The 21,094-nt window shown below is 46.7% G+C and carries 18 protein-coding genes; 13 read left to right on the top strand and 5 right to left on the bottom strand.

The features are described 5' to 3' along the window. The first annotated feature begins 32 nt into the window (after positions 1-32). From NL644_RS16700 to NL644_RS16645, 12 genes are all read left to right on the top strand, one after another. Positions 33-797: a DUF3450 domain-containing protein gene (locus NL644_RS16700; RefSeq protein ID WP_104971145.1), complete on the top strand. Its 765-nt coding sequence runs from the start codon at positions 33-35 to the stop codon at positions 795-797. 3 nt (positions 798-800) lie between these two features. Continuing rightward, on the top strand, positions 801-2,162 hold the full coding sequence (locus tag NL644_RS16695) for a MotA/TolQ/ExbB proton channel family protein (protein ID WP_005394940.1): 1,362 nt from the start codon (positions 801-803) through the stop codon (positions 2,160-2,162). Positions 2,163-2,171: 9 nt separating this feature from the next. After that, on the top strand, positions 2,172-2,699 hold the full coding sequence (locus NL644_RS16690; protein WP_005379363.1) for a MotA/TolQ/ExbB proton channel family protein: 528 nt from the start codon (positions 2,172-2,174) through the stop codon (positions 2,697-2,699). Between the two features lie 25 nt (positions 2,700-2,724). After that, positions 2,725-3,132: a biopolymer transporter ExbD gene (locus NL644_RS16685; RefSeq protein ID WP_005379359.1), complete on the top strand. Its 408-nt coding sequence runs from the start codon at positions 2,725-2,727 to the stop codon at positions 3,130-3,132. 4 nt (positions 3,133-3,136) lie between these two features. Continuing rightward, positions 3,137-3,769, top strand: coding sequence for an energy transducer TonB (locus NL644_RS16680; RefSeq protein ID WP_006741809.1), 633 nt, complete (start codon positions 3,137-3,139; stop codon positions 3,767-3,769). Between the two features lie 9 nt (positions 3,770-3,778). Continuing rightward, on the top strand, positions 3,779-5,002 hold the full coding sequence (locus tag NL644_RS16675) for a lipopolysaccharide assembly protein LapB (RefSeq protein ID WP_114323045.1): 1,224 nt from the start codon (positions 3,779-3,781) through the stop codon (positions 5,000-5,002). Between the two features lie 285 nt (positions 5,003-5,287). After that, positions 5,288-5,911 carry a guanylate kinase gene (gmk, locus tag NL644_RS16670; RefSeq protein WP_005394946.1) on the top strand — a complete coding sequence of 208 codons (624 nt, stop codon included), beginning with the start codon at positions 5,288-5,290 and terminating at the stop codon, positions 5,909-5,911. Between the two features lie 181 nt (positions 5,912-6,092). Further along, positions 6,093-6,365, top strand: a complete 273-nt coding sequence (gene rpoZ, locus NL644_RS16665) for a DNA-directed RNA polymerase subunit omega (protein ID WP_005379346.1) — start codon at positions 6,093-6,095, stop codon at positions 6,363-6,365. 39 nt (positions 6,366-6,404) lie between these two features. Further along, positions 6,405-8,525, top strand: coding sequence for a bifunctional GTP diphosphokinase/guanosine-3',5'-bis pyrophosphate 3'-pyrophosphohydrolase (gene spoT, locus NL644_RS16660; RefSeq protein ID WP_005394948.1), 2,121 nt, complete (start codon positions 6,405-6,407; stop codon positions 8,523-8,525). A gap of 52 nt (positions 8,526-8,577) precedes the next feature. After that, the gene (gene trmH, locus NL644_RS16655) at positions 8,578-9,261 is read left to right on the top strand and encodes a tRNA (guanosine(18)-2'-O)-methyltransferase TrmH (protein ID WP_012841211.1); all 684 of its coding nucleotides are present in this window, start codon (positions 8,578-8,580) and stop codon (positions 9,259-9,261) included. Positions 9,262-9,514: 253 nt separating this feature from the next. Further along, positions 9,515-11,596, top strand: a complete 2,082-nt coding sequence (gene recG, locus NL644_RS16650; protein WP_114323044.1) for an ATP-dependent DNA helicase RecG — start codon at positions 9,515-9,517, stop codon at positions 11,594-11,596. 234 nt (positions 11,597-11,830) lie between these two features. Next, a complete protein-coding gene (locus NL644_RS16645; RefSeq protein WP_047009401.1) occupies positions 11,831-13,219 on the top strand; it encodes a uracil-xanthine permease family protein in 1,389 nt (462 codons plus the stop codon). A 73-nt stretch (positions 13,220-13,292) separates the two neighbouring features. Here NL644_RS16645 and envZ read toward each other — a convergent pair whose 3' ends face one another. The 5 genes from envZ to NL644_RS16620 all read right to left on the bottom strand — a co-directional run bounded on the left by envZ (position 13,293) and on the right by NL644_RS16620 (position 18,527). Continuing rightward, positions 13,293-14,585, bottom strand: coding sequence for a two-component system sensor histidine kinase EnvZ (envZ, locus tag NL644_RS16640; protein ID WP_253658641.1), 1,293 nt, complete (start codon positions 14,583-14,585; stop codon positions 13,293-13,295). A gap of 102 nt (positions 14,586-14,687) precedes the next feature. Continuing rightward, positions 14,688-15,407, bottom strand: a complete 720-nt coding sequence (ompR, locus tag NL644_RS16635; RefSeq protein WP_005394960.1) for a two-component system response regulator OmpR — start codon at positions 15,405-15,407, stop codon at positions 14,688-14,690. Between the two features lie 129 nt (positions 15,408-15,536). Further along, positions 15,537-15,932 carry a DUF1090 domain-containing protein gene (locus NL644_RS16630; protein ID WP_052708167.1) on the bottom strand — a complete coding sequence of 132 codons (396 nt, stop codon included), beginning with the start codon at positions 15,930-15,932 and terminating at the stop codon, positions 15,537-15,539. Between the two features lie 105 nt (positions 15,933-16,037). Then, positions 16,038-16,529, bottom strand: a complete 492-nt coding sequence (gene greB, locus NL644_RS16625; protein WP_005394962.1) for a transcription elongation factor GreB — start codon at positions 16,527-16,529, stop codon at positions 16,038-16,040. 117 nt (positions 16,530-16,646) lie between these two features. Then, entirely contained in the window at positions 16,647-18,527 is a 1,881-nt protein-coding gene (locus NL644_RS16620) for a RimK/LysX family protein (protein WP_114323042.1), read from the bottom strand. Between the two features lie 229 nt (positions 18,528-18,756). On the opposite strand from NL644_RS16620, the gene NL644_RS16615 reads away from it, so the two are divergent. Then, a complete protein-coding gene (locus NL644_RS16615; RefSeq protein WP_114323041.1) occupies positions 18,757-21,078 on the top strand; it encodes a Tex family protein in 2,322 nt (773 codons plus the stop codon). The last annotated feature ends 16 nt before the right edge of the window (positions 21,079-21,094 follow it).

The following is a 21,094-nucleotide window of genomic DNA, read 5'->3' as shown; positions in this document are numbered from 1 at the left end:
CGACTGACTAAAACACTGACAAGGATGCAACCATGAAATTCAAGGAATTTGGTCTCAGTGCCATAGCTGCAGCATTGCTTACTATCAGTAGTAGCTCTGTAGCGGCCAACTCTGGTGCTGTCGTTTCCACACAAGCAAAAGCAAATCAATCTTCAGAAGCTTCGCAACAAAAAATCGACAACTATGCCGAAAGCACTGAAGGCATGTTGGCAGAATACAAAGGCTTACTTCGTCAAATCGACAGTATGAAAGTCTACAACGAGCAAATTAACCGTATGGTTCAATCGCAGCAAGGCGAGTTGGACTCATTAAATAACCAAATTGCTCAAATCGATCAAACGGCAACAGAAGTGGTGCCACTTACATTAAAAATGATCGATGCACTCGACGAATTTGTGACTCTCGATCTGCCTTTCCAGAAAAAAGAGCGTAATAAGCGAGTTCAAGAACTGCGTCGTCTCATGGATCGCGCCGACGTAACAACTTCAGAGAAATTCCGTAAAGTGATGGAAGCGTACCAAATTGAAGAAGGCTTCTCTCGCTCAATCGAATCTTACAAAGCTAGCCTAGACCGAAATGGTGAAACCGTGACTTACGATTTCCTACGTATTGGTCGCACAGCACTTCTATTCCAATCTCCAGACGGTGGTGAGACAGGTATGTGGAACCAACAAACACGTCAATGGGAAACATTACCAGAAAGCTACCGCATCGCGGTACAGCAAGGCCTTCGTATCGCGAAGAAGCAAGCGCCACCAGCGCTAATCAAACTGCCTGTATTTGCTGGGGAGGAATAAGAGATGAAAGGATTCAAAACGCTAGCCGCTGGCCTACTAGCGAGCTTATTTATGGTTTCTGGCGTACAAGCAGAAGCGCCTAAAAACTTATCTGAACTACTTAAAAACGTAAAATCAGAAAGCATCGTTGAGTCGAAAGAGAACAAAGCCCGTGAAGCTGAGTTCAAGAACAATCGCGATAAGCAAGCGGCATTATTGCAACAAGCTCGCGAAGAGTTAGCTGCGCAGCAAGCACTGGGCGATCAACTTAAAGCAACATTTGATGAAAACGATAAGCAGCTAACTGAACTAACAGAAACCCTACGTGTTCGCTCTGGTACTTTGGGCGAAATGTTTGGTGTGGTCCGCCAGTATGCGGGAGAGTTTAAGGGCTTATTTGCAGCCTCTCAAAACGCTGTTCAGTTCCCAGAGCGTGACGCTCTACTAACGAAACTGGCTGAAAGTAAAGAACTGCCGTCAACACAAGAGCTAGAAGCTTTCTGGCATACCATTCTCCAACAAGTGGTTGCTTCTGGCGAAACTGCAACAACCCAAGCAACGGTTGTTTATGGCGAAGGTAAAGAAGCGGTTCGCGATGTCACTCTTGTCGGTGAATTTAACGCGATTGCCGATGGTAAGTACGTTACTTATGTACCTCAAACAGGTAAGTTCGAAGAACTCTCTCGACAGCCTCGCACCAATATTACACGTCATGTTGCAGGATTTGAGTCAGCGTCAAACAGCTATGAGCCACTGTTTATTGACCCATCCCGTGGTGTCATTTTGTCTCTACTTGTACAAAGCCCAACCGTTCAAGAACGAATTGATCAAGGTGGCATTGTAGGTTACGTCATCCTTGGTATGGGTGCAGTTGGCGCAATCATTGCTCTAATTTGCTTCCTACGCCTTCAAGTGATTGGCGGCAAAATGCGTAAGCAAGCGAAATCAGAAACCGTGATTCCTGGCAACCCATTGGGTGAAGTTATCCAAGCTTACCAAGAGCACAAAGGTGACAACCTTGAAGATCTGGAAGCGAAGCTGGACGAAATCATTCTACGTAATGCTCCAAGCATTGAGCGCTTCATCAGCTCAATCAAGCTTTTTGCTTCTGTAGCTCCTCTACTTGGTCTACTGGGTACAGTAATGGGTATGATCGGCACATTCCAAGCCATTACTCTGTTCGGTACCGGCGACCCTAAACTGATGGCTGGCGGTATTTCTGAAGCTCTTGTTACCACTATGCTAGGTCTGGTTGTCGCAATTCCATTGCTGTTCCTTTACACCATCGTACACAGCAAAGGTCGTCGTTTGGTTCAAACTCTTGAAGAACAGAGTGCAGGCTTCATCGCTCGCTATCAGGAAAAACTGCATAAAGCCGAAAGCTAAGGAGGCGTTATGTGGTGGTTAGTTGGAGAACTTGAATCAATTAGGCGCTTCTTGGGAATGGGTGGCGATGTACTCGTCGCCATCTTCATCCTCAGCTTTATGCTGTGGGCAGTATTGTTAGAACGTTGGTTCTATTTTGCTGCCGTCGCTCCAAAAGCCATGAAAAAAGCCGTTGGCTCATGGCAAGGGCGCTCAGAGCATCAAAGTTGGAACGCTAAGATGATCCGACAAGAAATCGTTTCTCGTCAGGATATTGAGAATAAAAAGGGACTACCAATCGTGAAAGTATTGATTGCACTTTGTCCCCTACTGGGTCTACTCGGCACCGTTGTCGGCATGATCCAAGTATTCGACATCTTAGCGGTAACAGGAACAGGAAGCCCTCGAGCAATGGCCTCGGGGATCTCAAAGGCAACAATCCCAACTTTAGCCGGGATGGTGGCTTCTCTATCAGGACTGTTCTTTAGTTCACGTCTTGATCATTTAGCCAAAGTCACAACGCAAAAGCTGGAAGACAAGCTAAAGCATATTGCCTGAGTAAATGGAATTAGAGGTATAGGTCATGAAAAGACGCTATAGCAGTGATAGCAGTGATGAAACCGCTATCGATATGACACCGATGCTCGACATCGTATTTATCATGTTGATCTTCTTTATCGTAACAACATCGTTCGTAAAAGAAGCAGGTCTGGAAGTAAACCGTCCGACGGCAAGCTCAGCGCAAACCGTTAAGAAAGGTAACATCATGGTCGCAGTTGGTGCGGCGGGTGATGTTTGGGTTGATAAACGCCGCATCGAAGTGGACGCGGTTCGCGCGAATATTGAACGTCTTCGTGCAGAAAGTCCTGATGGCGCAGTTGTTATCCAAGCCGACACTGAAGCAAATGCTGGCGTAGTCGTGAAGGTTATGGACCAGATCAAAATGGCAGGTGTAGAAAGCATCTCCATTGCCGCAACCAATAAGGATTAAGCTTATGCGGTATCTGGCCTCAATTGCACTGGCGCTCATTGTCTCCCTCGGGTTGTTCTGGGGGATGGACAAGCTAGTAAACAAAGAGCGCCACGAGTTAGTGTCGAATGATGACCTACGTATGGTCGAGTTTATTCGCATTAAACCAGAAGAAAAAATACAGGAGAAAAAACGCGAACTTCCAAAACCACCACCACCTAAGCGTCCGCCGCCGCCACCAGAAATGAAAGTGACAGCGACAGTAAAACCGGTGATGGAGCAGACCCCAATGGATATGCCAAAACTTGACCTACCCGTAAATGTTACAGGTGGCTCGGTGCTTGGACATTATAGCCAGGGTGGAGGTGCACAATTAGCGGGTAGCGGAGGTCCGACCCCTCTTGCAACATTCCAACCTCAAATGCCTAGAAAGGCTGCGAAAGCAGGAATTGAAAAAGGGGTTGTCTTACTAGAGTTTACTGTAAACGCACGTGGTGCCGTAGAGGACATCAAAGTTCTTAAAGAGCAACCACGACGCTTAGGCCTCGGTCGAGCGGCAAGAAAAACAGTCTCTAAATGGACATTTAAACCAAAATTGGTTGACGGGAAACCTGTTAGCTCACGCCTATCGCAAGAAATAGAGTTCTCAACCAATTAAGGAGTCACGATGAAAAGTTTATGGAAAAGCAAAGTGGCTTCTTTAATTCTCTTCGCAGGAGTGGCAATGGCCGCTCCTACGATGGCAAAAGAAGCTCCTCAGTTATCAGATCGGACATTTCGAACCGTCAACAAAGTGCAAGAGTTGATCGCAACTGAAAAATATTCAGCAGCGAAAGAAAAATTAGCAAGCGCTTTAGAAAGCACAAGTTCGAAAAAATACGACCGAGCAGTTTTACTTCAGCAAACGGGCTTTTTGTATTCGCTACAAGACAATTATGTGCAAGCCGCGAAATACTTTGCCGAAGCATTAAAGCTCGATGCGCTTCCCGTTCCAGTCGCTCAACAAGTTCGATACAGCTTGGCTCAGCTTTACCTAGCTGAAGAGAAGTACACGTTGTCTGTGAAAACGATGAAAGAATGGTTCAAAGTTGCAGAAACAACCAAAGAGAAGCCTCAAGCTCATGCTTATATCACGTTAGCAAGCGCTTATGTCCAGTTGGAAGATTACAGAAATGCAATCCCACCAACCAAAAAAGCAATTGCGATGAGCAAGAGCCCAAGTGAGTCTTGGTACTTAATTCTCGTTGCCTCTCACTACGAGTTAGGCCAGCTGAAAAGCGTTGCCAGTGTGCTTAAAACCCTTACTTCAAAGTACCCTCAGAAAAAGCGTTACTGGATGCAACTTTCTGGCGTTTATATGGAGTTGGGTCAAGAGCAAAACTCTTTAGCAACCTTAGAAATGGTTTACAAAATGGGGAAACTGGAAGGAGAGAAAGAGTACTTACGTTTTGTAAACTTCTTAGCTTACCAAGGTATTCCATATAAAGCGGCCAAAACTCTTGAGAAGGAGATGGCATCTGGAAACATTGAAAAGACGAAGGAAAACTATGATCGCTTGGCCAGCTTCTGGCAGCAAGCTAAAGAGCTAGATAAATCGATTCTCGCTTATAAAAAGTCATATAACATCGCTCCTTCTGCTAAAACGCAAATTCAGATTGCTCGCTTAATGGTACAAGACAAGCAGTATTCTGAAGCGACTCGCTTTGTAGAAAACGCAGCATCGAATGCCTCTAAAGAGCAAAAGGCAGAACTTGAATACATTCGCGGAATGGCCTATTTCGAGCTTAAGCAGCCACAAAAGGCCTTACAGGCAATGAAAGGCGCGGCTCAATCGCCAAAATTTAGGTCTACCGTTAGCCCTTGGATAAATTTCCTAGAATCCCAAGGATAATTTGAAGATTAAGTGTGAGTCAGTCGCACGCCTGGGGAAGTGAAAGCTTCCCCTTTTTTCGTTTGTTTGTGCGCACGCGAGCTCTTTTCAACATTTAAGTAAGACGAAAAGATCAACTGGTAACAAAATAGAGATCATGATACTCTTCGCCTCCATTTTTCTGGCGGGATTATCACCAATATCCATCCCTTTGGTGGTTGATTTATCATTGCCAGTGCTATCGTTAAAAGAATGTCGGACTTTCCTTCGGCACTCAATCAATCCAATCAAAAGTGGAACAGTACAATGGGCAAAGGTACTCTCTATATCGTATCTGCACCTAGCGGCGCAGGTAAATCTAGCTTGATCTCAGCGATGTTGGAACGCAATCCAACCTACGCAATGAAAGTGTCTGTGTCTCATACCACGCGTAACATGCGACCTGGTGAAGAAAATGGTGTCCACTACCATTTTGTAGCGAAAGATGAGTTTGAAGCCCTGATCGCTAAAGGTGATTTCCTAGAATACGCTGAAGTGTTTGGTAATTATTACGGCACCTCTCGTGTGTGGATTGAAGAAACGCTAAATAAAGGTATCGACGTTTTTCTAGATATCGACTGGCAAGGCGCACGCCAAATCCGTGAGCAAATGCCAGAAGCCAAAAGCATCTTCATTCTGCCACCATCAAACGGTGAACTAGAGCGTCGCTTGAACACTCGTGGTCAAGATAGCGATGAAGTGATCGCAAAACGTATGGCTGAAGCCAAGTCAGAAATCTCTCATTACAGCGAATACGACTACGTGATCGTAAACGACGATTTTGATACCGCTTTGATGGACTTTAAAGCCATCTTGCGTGCAGAGAGATTGAAGGAAGAAAAGCAAGCTGCTAAATATAAAGGTATGCTTGACGCGTTGTTAGCAGAGTAACTTCAAAAAAGTCACGCTGTAAAACATAAAGAATTTCTCGTTTTTTGCTCAGTGCGAAAAACACAATAAACTACCTGAGAAAGTCCACAAACGGTGGCTTGTCTAATTGCTAGTAAATAAAGTAGTTAGGTTGTATACTTTCTCGTCATTCTAAAATTTTAGTTAACTATTTGGAGTCCTCATGGCACGCGTAACTGTTCAAGACGCTGTTGAAAAAGTTGGCAACCGTTTCGACCTAGTACTGATTGCGGCTCGCCGCGCTCGTCAAATGCAAACTGGCGGTAAAGATGCACTAGTGCCAGAAGAGAACGATAAGCCAACGGTTATCGCTCTACGCGAAATCGAAGAAGGTTTAATTACTAAAGAAGTTCTAGACGCTCGTGAACGTCAAGAACAGCAAGAGCAAGAAGCGGCAGAGCTAGCGGCAGTAAGCAGCATCGCTCACAACCGTTAATTCTGACTTTAGAATTCAACAACCTCCCGGGCCTATAATTTGTATCTATTCGATAGCCTCAAAGACGTTGCCCAAGAATACCTAACAGAGCCTCAGATTGAGGCTCTGCGTCAATCTTATGTGGTAGCGAGAGATGCCCATGAAGGGCAAACCCGCTCTAGCGGTGAACCATACATCATCCACCCTGTCGCTGTGGCTCGTATCTTGGCCGAAATGCGCCTTGATATCGAAACCCTCCAAGCTGCTTTGCTACATGACGTCATTGAAGACTGTGATGTAACTAAAGAAGATCTCGAAGAGAAATTCGGCAACACTGTCGCAGAATTGGTTGATGGTGTATCTAAACTGGACAAACTCAAATTCCGCGATAGGAAAGAGGCTCAGGCCGAGAACTTTCGTAAGATGGTTCTGGCCATGGTGCAAGATATCCGCGTCATTCTGATCAAACTGGCTGACCGCACGCACAACATGCGTACGCTTGGCGCGCTTCGACCAGATAAAAAACGTCGTATTGCTCGTGAAACGTTAGAGATTTACGCGCCACTCGCTCATCGTCTTGGTATTCACAATATCAAAACCGAACTCGAAGAGCTGGGCTTTGAAGCGCTATATCCCAACCGCTACCGCGTACTAAAAGAAGTGGTAAAAGCGGCACGCGGCAATCGTAAAGAGATGATCCAACGTATTCACAGCGAAATAGAAGGCCGTCTGCAAGATTTCGGCTTGAATGCTCGTGTGGTTGGTCGTGAGAAAAACCTGTTCTCTATCTATAACAAGATGAAAACCAAAGAACAGCGCTTTCACACCATCATGGATATCTATGCGTTCCGAGTCGTTGTTGATACCGCTGATACTTGTTATCGCGTTTTAGGCCAAGTACACAGCTTGTATAAGCCACGTCCTGGTCGCATGAAAGATTACATCGCGGTACCAAAGGCGAACGGCTACCAATCGCTACACACTTCCATGGTTGGCCCACATGGCGTACCTGTTGAAGTTCAGATCCGTACTGAAGATATGGATCAAATGGCGGACAAAGGTGTCGCGGCACACTGGTCTTACAAAGACAAAGGCGACAAGTCTGGCACCACTGCGCAAGTGAAAGCTCAGCGTTGGATGCAAAGCCTGTTAGAGCTACAACAAAGCGCGGGTAACTCATTCGAATTCATTGAAAACGTAAAATCCGATCTTTTCCCAGATGAGATTTACGTCTTCACACCAAAAGGTCGTATCGTTGAATTGCCTTTAGGCGCAACGGCTGTCGACTTTGCCTATGCCGTACATACCGATGTAGGCAACTCTTGTGTTGGTGCTCGTGTTGATCGTAACCCTTACCCATTGAGTAAGGCATTGAAAAACGGTCAGACGGTGGAAATTATCAGTGCCCCTGGTGCGCGTCCGAATGCGGCATGGCTAAACTATGTCGTGACTTCTCGTGCCCGCACTAAGATCCGACAAGTACTGAAAACGATGCGTCGTGAAGAGTCGATTACTTTAGGTCGTCGCCTACTTAATCACGCACTTGGCCGCCACTCGATTGATTCAATTTATCCAGAAAATATCCAAGAAGTCTTGAATGATCTTCGCCTAGAAAGCATCGATGATTTATTGGCAGCTATTGGATTGGGTGAGTTGATGAGTATTGTGATTGCACGTCGTCTCCTTGGTGATACCGAAGAGCTCACGACAACAAGCTCAATCCCAACGGACTCGAAGAAGAAGCTTCCGATTCGTGGCGCAGAAGGCTTATTGCTGACGTTTGCAAATTGTTGTCATCCTATCCCAGATGATCACATTATTGCTCACGTATCGCCTGGTCGTGGTTTGGTTGTTCACCGAGAAACATGTCCGAACGTTCGTGGTTATCAGAAAGAGCCAGACCGTTATATGGCTGTCGCTTGGTCTGACGACTACGACAAAGAGTTTATTGCTGAACTTAAAGTCGACATGCTGAACAACCAAGGTGCTCTTGCAGAACTGACCAACGTGATCTCGAAAACAGGGTCAAACATTCATGGTCTTTCAACGGAAGAACGTGATGGTCGTTTGTACACTGTGACTGTGCTGTTGACGACGAAAGATCGCGTCCACCTTGCTGGTATCATGCGTAAGATTAAGGCAATGCCTCAAGCAACCCGAGTCAGACGCAGAAAGAACTAACCTCTATCGCCACCTACCCTGTTAGGTGGCGATTTTTTATACCTCAATAAATATGAACCTAGAACGTTACAACCGCATTCACCAAGTCCTAAAAACTCGCCAAACTGATCTGACACTTTGTCTCGAAGAAGTACATAAGCCAAACAACGTCTCTGCCGTGATCCGTACCGCTGACGCGACAGGTTTACACAAAGTTCATGCCATTTGGCCTGACAAAATGCGTACGCTGAGCCATACCTCAGCTGGCGCGCGTAACTGGGTTGAAGTTGATACTCACGATTCAATTGAAACTGCGATTACCGAGCTCAAAGCGCAAGGTATGCAGGTTTTGGTGACCAATCTTTCAGACACCGCCGTCGATTTTCGCGAAATCGACTACACCAAACCAACTGCCATCATTTTAGGCAGTGAAAAAGTTGGCGCTTCAGATCAAGCCAAACAACTTGCCGATCAAGACATAATTATCCCGATGATAGGCATGGTGCAGTCACTAAACGTATCGGTTGCCAGTGCTGTAATTTTGTATGAAGCGCAACGTCAACGTGAAGCCGCAGGCATGTACGACCGAGAAGAAAGCGCTCTGCCTAAAGAGACAATCAACCGTATTCTCTTTGAACGTGGTCACCCAGTGCTGGCAAAGGTCGCGAAACGAAAAGGGCTCGTTTACCCACCACTCGATGAAGAAGGTCAAATCATCGCCGATGACGCGTGGTGGCAAGAGATGCAAAGCAAGTAACAGACTTTCGTCATCCTGAACAGCGGCGAAGGGGCGTGATTCAAGATCTAATTCTGGAGTATACAGATGCTGGTAGTGTTAACTTCAGCGACATACTTGTTGGAAATAGAATCCTGATGTCGCTAAAGCTCCTCGGAATGATAGGTTATCAGTCAAATCATGACACTAACTAAAGCATGACTATTTTTTCCTGTACAAAAACACAGCTCCATGGTTAACATACTGCTATGTTAACCATTTTCTTGAGCCCTCTATGTCCGCCCAAATGTTATCTGCCGTCCCATTAACCTCCCTTTCTGGAGTTGGCGCGAAAGTCGCAGAAAAACTCGCCAAAGTTGGCTTACATAGCGTTCAAGATTTGCTGTTTCATCTTCCACTGCGCTACGAAGATCGTACCCGTATTTATCCTATTGCTAAACTGCATGCTGGCCTTTGGGCGGCCGTGCAAGGCAAGGTCATGGCAGTCGATACCATCTTCGGTAAGCGCAAAATGTTAACGGTAAAAATCAGCGACGGTAATGGCACTATCACGCTGCGCTTTTTCAACTTTACCGCGGCCATGAAGAACAATTTCACACAAGGTAAGTTAGTACATGCTTACGGTGAAATTAAGCGCGGTGGCATGGGCTTGGAAATTGTTCATCCTGACTACAAGTTTTACGTCAGCGATCAAAAGCCCGATGTAGAACAGAGCTTAACCCCTGTTTATCCCACTACAGATGGTTTACGCCAAATCACATTGCGCAACCTTACCGAACAAGCTTTAGCGCTGCTTGATAAAACCGCAGTGCAGGAATTACTTCCAGCCGGGCTGTATAACCATCAAATCACGATGTCGCAAGCGCTGCACACCATTCATCGCCCACCACCAACCATTAATTTAGATGAGTTTGACGAAGGCAAACATCCTGCTCAAATCCGCTTGATCATGGAAGAGTTGCTCGCACAAAACTTATCGATGTTGGCGGTGCGTAGCAAAGGCCAGAAGGATTCAGCGTTACCTCTCGGTCCTTGCAATAAACTAAAAACGCAGCTTTTAGCCCAACTGCCTTTCTCTCCTACGAACGCTCAAACCCGAGTAGTACAAGAGATTGAAACCGATTTAGAAAAACCCCACCCAATGATGCGCCTAGTGCAAGGTGATGTGGGATCGGGGAAGACGTTGGTTGCCGCTCTGGCCGCCGTTCGTGCCATTGAGCACGGCTATCAGGTGGCACTCATGGCACCAACCGAACTATTGGCTGAGCAACACGCGATCAACTTCGCCAACTGGTTTGAAACAATGGACATTCAAGTCGGTTGGTTAGCGGGCAAACTCAAAGGTAAGGCAAAGGAAGCCGAGCTGGCTCGCATTGCCAGTGGTGAAGCACAAATGGTAGTGGGTACTCACGCGCTATTCCAAGAGCACGTTGAATTTCATCACCTTGCTTTGGTCATCATTGATGAACAGCACCGCTTCGGTGTCCATCAGCGATTAGAGTTACGTGAAAAAGGCGCAAAACAAGGCGCCTACCCACATCAGTTGATCATGACGGCAACGCCTATTCCTCGCACGTTAGCGATGACCGCATACGCTGACCTGGAAACTTCCGTGATTGACGAACTGCCTCCGGGTCGAACGCCGATTCAAACCGTTGCCATTCCTGACACAAAACGTGACGACATCGTCGAGCGTGTCCGAAATGCCTGCTTAAACGAAGGCAAGCAGGCATATTGGGTGTGTACTCTGATTGATGAGTCGGAAGTATTAGAAGCGCAAGCCGCGGCAGATACCGCTGAAGAGCTTCAACGTAAGCTACCGGACGTAAAAATTGGTCTAGTACACGGCCGAATGAAGCCGGCAGAGAAACAAGCGGTGATGCAAGACTTCAAAGACAACAAGCTTCACCTACTTGTAGCGACAACCGTGATAGAGGTGGGCGTAGACGTGCCAAACTCTAGCTTGATGATCATCGAAAACCCCGAACGTCTTGGTTTAGCACAATTACACCAGTTAAGAGGTCGTGTGGGCCGAGGCTCCGTTGCTAGCCATTGTGTGCTGCTGTACCACTCTCCACTGTCGAAAACCGCGCAAAAACGTCTGGGAGTACTACGTGAAAGTAACGATGGCTTCGTCATCGCACAGAAAGACTTAGAGATTCGTGGTCCAGGCGAACTCTTGGGTACAAAACAGACTGGTCTTGCTGATTTCAAAATCGCAGACTTAGTTCGAGATCAATGCCTGATTCCCGAAGTTCAGCGCATTGCGCGTCACATTCATGACAATTACCCGACTAACGCAACAGCAATTATTGATCGCTGGTTGGGTGAGCGGGATATTTACTCCAAAGCATAGTGATTAAAAGCGAGCCAAATGGCTCGTTTTTTAATACGCTAAAAACCAAAGCAATCGTTTGCTTTTTAGGTGAATCTCTCTATAATCGCGCACAAATTTTTTAAGTGTGTTGAATCACACTCCACCAACCTGAGTTGACTCTGATTAACAGCAATCACAGGTAACGACGTCAACTCCACCCTGCTCTCCCATTCAGCGAGATCTGGGAATATATTGCGACTAGCGAGACAAACAATGACAACTTCAAACCGATCTTCGGAACTGGTTTATCAACTCAATGATCGACCACCTTTGCCTCAAACCATTTTTGCCGCACTTCAGCACTTATTGGCGATGTTCGTCGCGGTTATCACTCCGTCACTGATCATCTGTCAATCTTTGGGTGTACCAGCAGACCAAACGAATACCATCATCAGCATGTCTTTATTTGCGTCAGGCGTGTCTTCGTTTATTCAAATTCGCACCTTTGGCCCAATTGGCTCTGGTTTACTCTCTGTTCAAGGCACCAGCTTTAACTTTTTAGGTCCTATTATTGGTGCAGGCCTATCGCTGAAAGCAGGTGGAGCAGACATCAGCACCATGATGGCAGCCATTTTTGGTACGATTTTAGTGGCATCATTTGCAGAGATTTTCCTATCTCGCGTATTAGAGCATGCCCGTCGCATTATCACTCCGCTCGTTTCAGGCATTGTCGTCACTCTTATCGGTCTCACACTGATTCAAGTCGGCTTGGTATCAATGGGGGGTGGCTACGCGGCATTAAATGAAGGAACATTCGGCAGCTTAGACAAACTGGCGCTCGCTGGAACGGTACTTGGCTTGATTGTGATATTAAACCGCTCGAAAAACCCATACATCCGTGTGGCTTCGATTGTGATTGCGATGCTGGTAGGCTACATCATGGCGTATTTTATGGGAATGGTAGATACTTCTCAGCTAGGCACAACCGAGCTTGTAGCACTACCGGTACCAATGCAATATGGCTTATCGTTTGACTGGTCTCTGTTCATTCCGCTGGTACTGATTTTCTTTATTACCGCACTAGAAGCCATCGGCGATATTACCGCCACATCCGAAGTGTCTGGCGAGCCAGTCAAAGGCCCTGTGTACATGAAACGCATTAAGGGGGGTGTACTAGCAGACGGCTTAAACTCTGCAATCGCAGCCGTGTTTAACAGTTTCCCGAACTCCACCTTTAGCCAGAATAACGGCATCATCATGCTAACAGGGGTTGCGAGCCGTTACGTGGGTTACTTTATTTCTGGCATGTTAGTGATTCTTGGCTTGTTTCCTGGTGTCGCTAGCTTTGTTCAGCTGATTCCTGAGCCAGTACTTGGCGGCGCAACGATTGTCATGTTTGGTACCATTGCTGCCGCTGGTGTGCGTATTATCTCTCGTGTTGAGCTCGATCGCCGCGCAATTCTGATCATGGCCTTATCCTTCTCAATGGGGCTTGGTATCGCGCAAAAACCAGAGATTCTGCAATTCATGCCAGAATTTATTAAGAGTATTTTCTCCACTGGCGTTGCTGCAGGTGGTATCACAGCGATCATTTTAAACCTACTTCTGCCAGAGAAACTGGAAGACGAAGATGAACTTCCTCAAGAAGTGAAAGAGTCTTAATAAGATTGTAGAGAAAAGCAAAGCCCAACCTGTTTAGGTTAGGCTTTTTGTTTTAAATGGTACAGTCACCGACTTACTTGGTAGGAAAGCTGATTTGAGCGATTAAACCGCCTTCACTGCGATTGCGCATCACCACAGAGCCTGAGTGCTGGCTGATTATGCGCTTCACTATCGCCAGCCCAAGCCCTGTACCTTCACTGCCGCGAGCTGTATCACCACGCGTAAAGGGTTCAAATAATTTTGCGATTTGAGAATGCTCGATACCCGGTCCGTTGTCTTCTACCGATATCCACACTAGCTGCTTATCTGCCGTCACACCGGTACTGATTTTGACCCAGCCATTGCCGTAACGCAGTGCATTGACAACTAAATTACTGATCGCCCGTTTAATCGCAATGGCGCTTCCTTTGGCTGGTGGCAGGTTAGGATTAAGATCCGTTTCAATTTCAGCCTCATAGCCACCTTCTGAACTGGCGACATCATTAGCAATCGTACTGATATCCACAGGTTCAAACGATTCTTTGTTCACCGGTTTGAGGTAGTCCATAAACTGACTAATTATCTCATTACATTCTTCCGTATCGCTAATGATCCCTTCTGCAAGGTAGCTGTCCTCGGGAGACATCATTTCTGTCGCTAAGCGAATGCGCGTCAGCGGTGTTCGCAAGTCATGGCTAATCCCCGCCATTAATAGGGCGCGATCTTCTTCGAGCTCCTGAATGCCTTTGGACATTTGATTAAACGCTCGGGTTACAGAGCGAATCTCCGATGCGCCTTTTTCTGCCAACGGTGGCGGGATTTCACCTCGACCGACATCTTTCGCGGCTCTCTCTAAAGCCAAAAGAGGGCGGTTTTGTAAACGAATAAACAACCAACCACCAGCAATGATCAGCAGCGCCATAATCAAGCTGTTACGAAACAGCGGTGCAAAATCTTCTTCTTGCAGCTCAGATAAAGGAATACGAATGATGGAGTTCGGCAACTTTTCGATGCACATCCACAAGATGTAACTTTCATCGCCAAGCAATAAGCGCACTTCGGTGGGCGAACCTAGCTCTTGGCTCATTTCTTCAGACATCAAATCAATCGACATCGCGTGATGAAATTCAACCGCTTTATCGCTGTCGAGGCTGTGAACCGTCACCCCCAGCCTTTCTAATAATTGACGTCTCAGCGGTGCATCAGATTTTAATGGCCCTTCATCATCAAGCACCAAATTAAGCTCATGGGCGAGAATTTTATTGAACTGCTGCAAACTCGGCATCAACGCGTAGTTAAAAACGGCGTAGTAAGAGAAAACTTGGCTAGCGAGAAGCAAAGAGATGAACAGCAGAATAGATTGTGTCAGTGAACTTCGGATGCGCATGGAACGTTCCTGGTGGTCCTAATCGCGAAATTTCAGCCTTCGAAGGGAAGGACTTGAAGGCTGAAGTTGCTATAGCCAAGTGCTGGCTATTGAGTGAGGAGATTACACCTCTTTGCCGTCTGGGACGAAAACGTAACCTAACCCCCACACGGTTTGAATGTAGCGTGGCTTGCTTGGATCGTCTTCTAACATGCGACGCAAACGTGAGATTTGCACGTCAATAGAACGTTCCATCGCAGAATATTCACGGCCACGTGCCATGTTCATCAATTTGTCTCGTGACATCGGCTCTCGCGCATTCGTCACGAGCGCTTTCAGGACAGCAAACTCTCCTGAGGTCAGTGGCATTGCCTCGTCACCGCGGAACATCTCGCGAGTGCCTAGATTGAGTCGGAACTCGCCAAACTCCACTACTTTTTCTTCGGTGCTTGGCGCACCCGGCAACTCTACGGTTTGACGGCGTAGTACGGCTTTAATGCGAGCGAGTAATTCACGTGGGTTAAATGGTTTTGGCAAATAATCATCCGCCCCCACTTCCAGACCCACAATGCGGTCCACTTCATCACCTTTCGCGGTGAGCATTAAGATTGGCAGCATGTTGTTCGCGTGGCGTAAACGACGACAAATCGACAAACCGTCTTCACCTGGCAACATTAGGTCTAGCACCATTAAGTGAAAGTTTTCGCGCGTTAGTAGGCGATCCATCTGTTCGCCATTGGCGACACTTCGGACCTGAAAACCTTGCTCAGAAAGGTAACGCTCCAATAGAGCACGTAAACGAGCATCGTCATCAACCACTAAAATTTTATGATTTTCTTGCATTGAAACATCCTTTCAGAAGCATCTATTGTCGAAAATGTATCACTGTTTTTCCTAACGTGCTCAAGCAAATTGTTACTCTTTTTATCTTAAGCGCTTTATTCTCTCTCTAGCAGGTATTTTCAGCACCTACTATTGGCCATAATTCCATTCCAGTTCACGTTTGGCCTCAAGCAACTCTTGTTGTGCTTCTGCCAATTTGTGACGTTTTTTCTCGATTTTGTCTGCTTTCCCTGAACGCTGCGCTTCCGCTAGTTCTTGCTCACGCACCTCAACGTCTCGCGCCTTTTCGTCCACTTCCGCTTGCAGTTCTTGACGCAGTTCACCTTCCGAACATTCATTCTGGATAGCGGTAAGTGCCTGTTCTAAGCCTTTAATTCGATGTTCATTACCTTGTGCTTTCGCATACTCAAGCTGCTGTTCTACCGCTAACTCTTTGGCGTCACAGCCTTTCACTTCATCTTGAGCAAAAACTGAGAGTGAGAATCCTATTGTTAGTGCAGCACCACACATGACTGCTTTGTTCATTTTACTTCTCCGATAAAGGCACCATGCCTTTGTATCCAATAAGCTGACGTTGAGACTCAAGTCACTTCCAGTGAACTTCAAGAGACTTGAATCGGTGATAAAGCCTCAGTCTTCCAAGGCTGGTTTGTTGTATTCAATCGAGTTAATGAACCACTCTTTTTCACCTTCTGGGGTTCGCACCGTGAACTCTTCATCCACTTGTTTTTTCAACATCGCTCGCGCCATAGGTGAATCGATAGAGATGTAGTCTTTCGCATCTCCATAAATCTCTTCAGGCCCAACTATGCGGAACTTCTTCACCTCTCCTGCCTCATTTTCTATTTCAACCCAAGCACCAAAAAAGACTTTGCCTTCTTGCTGTGGAGAATAGTCAACGATCGTGACTTCAGGCAGAAACTTGCGAAGAAATCGAACACGACGATCGATCTGACGAAGCAGACGTTTGTTGAAGGTGTAATCCGCATTTTCTGAGCGATCGCCCAGGCTCGCCGCCCAGGTGACGATTTTGGTGATTTCAGGACGCTTTTCATTCCAAAGGTAATCATGCTCTTGTTTGAGTTTGTTATAACCTTCACGGGTAATCAGCTTAGTTTTCAAGTTAACTCCTATCTCAACTAAAAAATGCCGCTCTTGAGCAGCATTAAGGAGATGATATACCCAAAGCACTGGCTTCGTTCGGGCTTTGGGTATCAAGATAATAAGGCGGCCAGAGTGCTACTTTTCGTAATCTGGTTTTTGCGTCACGATGTAATTCGTATCACTCGAAACAACCGCGCCATGTTTTAGGAAGTTTTTACCTAAAATCATGCTGTAATGGAAGCGACCTCGGTCTTGCAAATTGACTCGGATCTTCTTCTCGAACTCGCCAAGTTTAACGTGCATTTCTACTACCGGCCGTTCGTTGGCCTTTTCTCCTTTTTTGGCCGTTATACGCATGACATCCACCACCTCACGGGTAAACGCCTTGGTCATGCCTAGATCGTTTTCATAAGTAAAGCTCACCATATCTTTACCGTCTTTTTGAAAGCGCTTGATGTCCTTGGCATTAATCGAGCTCACGTCAGCACCAGTGTCCAATTTAACAGGGAAAGACATCCCTTCCACTTCAGCCACTTCGATATGACCGGCTTTGAAAAGCGGTCTTGCATCTAGTAAATGGTCGGCGCGAGTGTTCAGCAGCACACCGCCTTTGGCGATGTCATGACCAAAAACGAAAAATGGTTGCGTCTCGTCTTCATCTAGCACATCGAGTGCAAATTCCATTGATGTCTCTTTGCTACCGAAAAGGAAATCGCCATCAACAACGGGACGCACAGTGCTACCCACTTTGAGCTTTTTCACCACAGGCTTGGTAATTTTTTCTTCTTTACCCTCATCGTTCATTAAATAAAACGTGACGGATTCATCCTTACCTTTTTCTGTTACTTCAAAGCCATTTACACGCAGTAATGGCGTTTTCACCGTAAACGTGGGGTAAGCAGGAACGGTATAACCATCAATGGTGACTTGTTCTTCCGGCGAAATCACGAGGGGCTTTGACTTGAGTGCGCTCTTGAACGTTTTTTCAACACCGCCCAATAGGTTTTCTCTGTCGGTATCAATCACAAAGTGTTGGCTCGCGACATCCTGACCCAAGCGAATTTGTGAACTGAACTTACTGCGGTCACGCAAATAGACTAACCAACGTTGAGTTTCGTTTTCGTCGATTTTCACTGGTAAGTAGACCAACGGACGCTCGCTCTTAGTGGTTTTCAGCATGCGTACCAAAGGTAACGTCATTGGATGGCGCTTGCCGTTTTCACCTTCTAGCGTGAAAGAAACTGCATTGTTCTTTTTATCAACCTTGATATCCAGTGCGTGAACGTTGGTGTAGCGGCTGGTGGTTGATATGCTGATCTTGTATGGCACGCCCTCAACTTCAACCGTCTCTTTTTTGCCGATCATTTTTGCGCTTGGTTGCTCTTGAAGATAGTCGTAGCCAGCAAATACCCACGCATTGTTATCGAGATAGGTTTTACCAATCAAGATAGGAGAAGAGAATTGCGTGCGCTTGGTCAGGTTCACTTCTGTATCAACGGTGTGGCCTGCAATCGTCATCGGCATTTTTATCGTCGGGCGTAAAATAGGCTTTTTGCTTGTTCGACTACGAATGGCGCTCACTCGCTCCAGATCATCGGTAATCTGTATTTCTTTTCCTGTGTAAGGATGAGGAACCGTAAAGCTCACCTTCACTTGATATGGTTTAAAAGTATCGGCATCCCACTTCGCCTTCGTCCCACCTAAATCATCGACAATCGCCCACAACAACTCGTTGTCTTTCAAGTTCTGGTAGTCAGGATGAGAGCTACTGACATGGATGTTCTCTGCATGCATAGACGTGGTGTCAGCACCAGTATCAATCTTGCCAATAAATGGTACCGCTTTTAGCTCTGGAATATCACTGTAGTAAACGCTCTCCACTCGTCCAAGCACCAACTTGTCATCAAGCTGATATACAGGGTCTTGTGTGGTTGCTGATATGGATTGTGCCCAACTAAGCGGGGCGACAAGTAAGGCACTCGTAAGCGCTAACGCCAAAGACATTTTTTTCATCATGATTATCCGTATAAGCCGAGGTACATTTAGTTATATCAATAACCGTGGATATAGGTTAGTCGATAGTTGCGGATATAAGTTCTCAATTTAATTACAGTTTTGACACAAATCTGACTGATGTCCACCAGCGCCCGGTAAATTTTTGTCTCGTTAATTTAAAACATTGCAAATTCTTCGAACGACCCCAATGTTCTATACAACCCAAACCGAATTGAAAGAGAAAACACGGATGAGCCAAGCTATCTGTCGTATGATTGCTCAAGAACTGAATGTTCGCCCAGAGCAAGTCAACGCCGCTGTCACCCTAATTGATGACGGTAACACCGTCCCTTTTATTGCACGTTACCGCAAAGAGGTGACGGGTGGCCTTGATGATACCCAACTGCGTACTCTGGACAGCCGTCTGTCTTACCTTCGTGAAATGGATGACCGCCGTCAAACCATTCTCAAATCGATCCAAGAGCAAGGCAAACTGACGCCTGAGCTTGAGCAAGAAATTATTCAAGCCGATAGCAAGACTCGTCTTGAAGACCTTTACTTACCTTACAAACCTAAACGCCGCACTAAAGGCCAAATCGCCATTGAAGCCGGCCTAGAACCGCTAGCTGACATGCTGTGGAATCATCCGCAAACCGATCCAGAACGCGAAGCAAGTAAATATCTTGATGCCGACAAAGGCATCACAGATACCAAAGCCGCCCTAGACGGTGCCCGTGCGATCATCATGGAACGCATTGCTGAAGACGCAAACTTACTGGAAAAAGTCCGTAACCACTTAAATCGTAATGCGGAACTTGTCTCACGAGTCGTTGAAGGAAAAGAGCAAGAAGGTGAGAAGTTCAAAGATTACTTCAATCACAACGAACCGCTGAGCAAAGTCCCTTCTCACCGTGCACTTGCGATGTTGCGCGGCCGCAATGAAGGCTTCCTGACTTTAGCCATGAACGCTGACCCAGAGCAGGAAGAAGGTGCTCGCCAATCTTACTGTGAAACCATCATTGCCGACCATTATGGTGTGACGTTAAGTAGCGCACCAGCAGATGCATGGCGCAAACAAGTGATCAGCTGGGCATGGCGCATCAAAGTATCGATGCACATGGAAACCGAGCTAATGGGCACAATGAAAGAACGTGCTGAAATTGAAGCGATTGAAGTATTTGCGACCAACCTAAAAGATTTGTTGATGGCGGCGCCGGCAGGCCCTCGTGCAACACTTGGTCTCGATCCTGGTCTGCGTACCGGTTCAAAAATCGCGGTTGTCGATTCAACGGGTAAAGTTCTGGCTACAGAAACCATCTACCCTCACCCTCCGCAAAAACAATACGACAAATCAGCGCAAATCGTTGACCAGTTAGTGCGTAAGTACAACGTGGATTTAATTGCGATTGGTAACGGCACGGCTTCTCGTGAAACCGATAGCTTTGTCGCAGACGTAATCAAACGCGGCAACCTAAAAGTTCAGAAAATCATCGTCAGCGAAGCAGGCGCATCGGTGTACTCGGCCTCTGAACTCGCAGCGAAAGAGTTCCCGAATATGGACGTATCACTGCGTGGTGCAGTGTCGATTGCGCGTCGTTTGCAAGATCCATTGGCTGAGCTCGTGAAAATCGATCCGAAATCGATCGGTGTGGGTCAATACCAGCACGATGTAAGCCAATCTATGTTGGCAAAACGCCTAGATGCGATTGTGGAAGACTGTGTAAACGCGGTTGGCGTTGATGTGAACACGGCTTCTGCCGCACTATTAACGCGCGTAGCAGGCTTATCAAGCACCATCGCGCAGAACATTGTCGACTTCCGCGACGAAAATGGCCGCTTCGAAGCACGTACGACGTTGAAGAAAGTACCTCGCTTGGGTCCTAAAGCGTTCGAACAGTGTGCGGGCTTCCTACGTATTATGGACGGCAAGAACCCACTTGATGCTTCAGCAGTCCACCCGGAAGCATACCCAGTAGTCAAAGCAATTGCTGAGAAAAACCGCAAAGACATCAAGGCACTGATTGGTGACTCAGCATTCCTCAAAGGCTTACACGCTGTGGACTATACCGATGAACACTTTGGTGTCCCAACGGTTACCGATATCATCAAAGAGCTGGATAAACCGGGTCGTGACCCACGTCCTGAATTCAAGACCGCTACGTTTGCAGAAGGCGTAAACTCAGTTTCTGATCTAGAACCGGGCATGATCCTAGAAGGCGTGGTCTCGAACGTAGCCAACTTTGGTGCCTTCGTCGATATCGGTGTTCACCAAGATGGTCTGGTCCACATTTCTGCGCTGACTGACCGCTATGTTTCTGATCCACGTGAAGTCGTGAAAGCAGGTGACATCGTCAAAGTAAAAGTGATGGAAGTGGACGTACAGCGTAAGCGTATTGGTCTATCGATGCGTATGAAAGACGAACCGGGTCAAGATAACCGAAGCCAACGCTCTTCAGCCGCACCGCGTCGTAATGACCAAGCACAACGTCGTCAGCCTCGCCGCGATGAGTCTTCATCGAACAGTGCAATGGGCGGTGCTTTTGCGGCAGCGTTTGCTAAAGCGAAAAAGTAATCTCGCCTAGGCTCAC

The organism is Vibrio sp. Y10_XG_PY6 (assembly GCF_024181795.1).
Taxonomy (GTDB): Bacteria; Pseudomonadota; Gammaproteobacteria; order Enterobacterales; family Vibrionaceae; genus Vibrio; species Vibrio diabolicus.
Note: the sequence above shows the minus strand (reverse complement) of the source record. Positions and strands in the feature narration are given on the sequence as shown.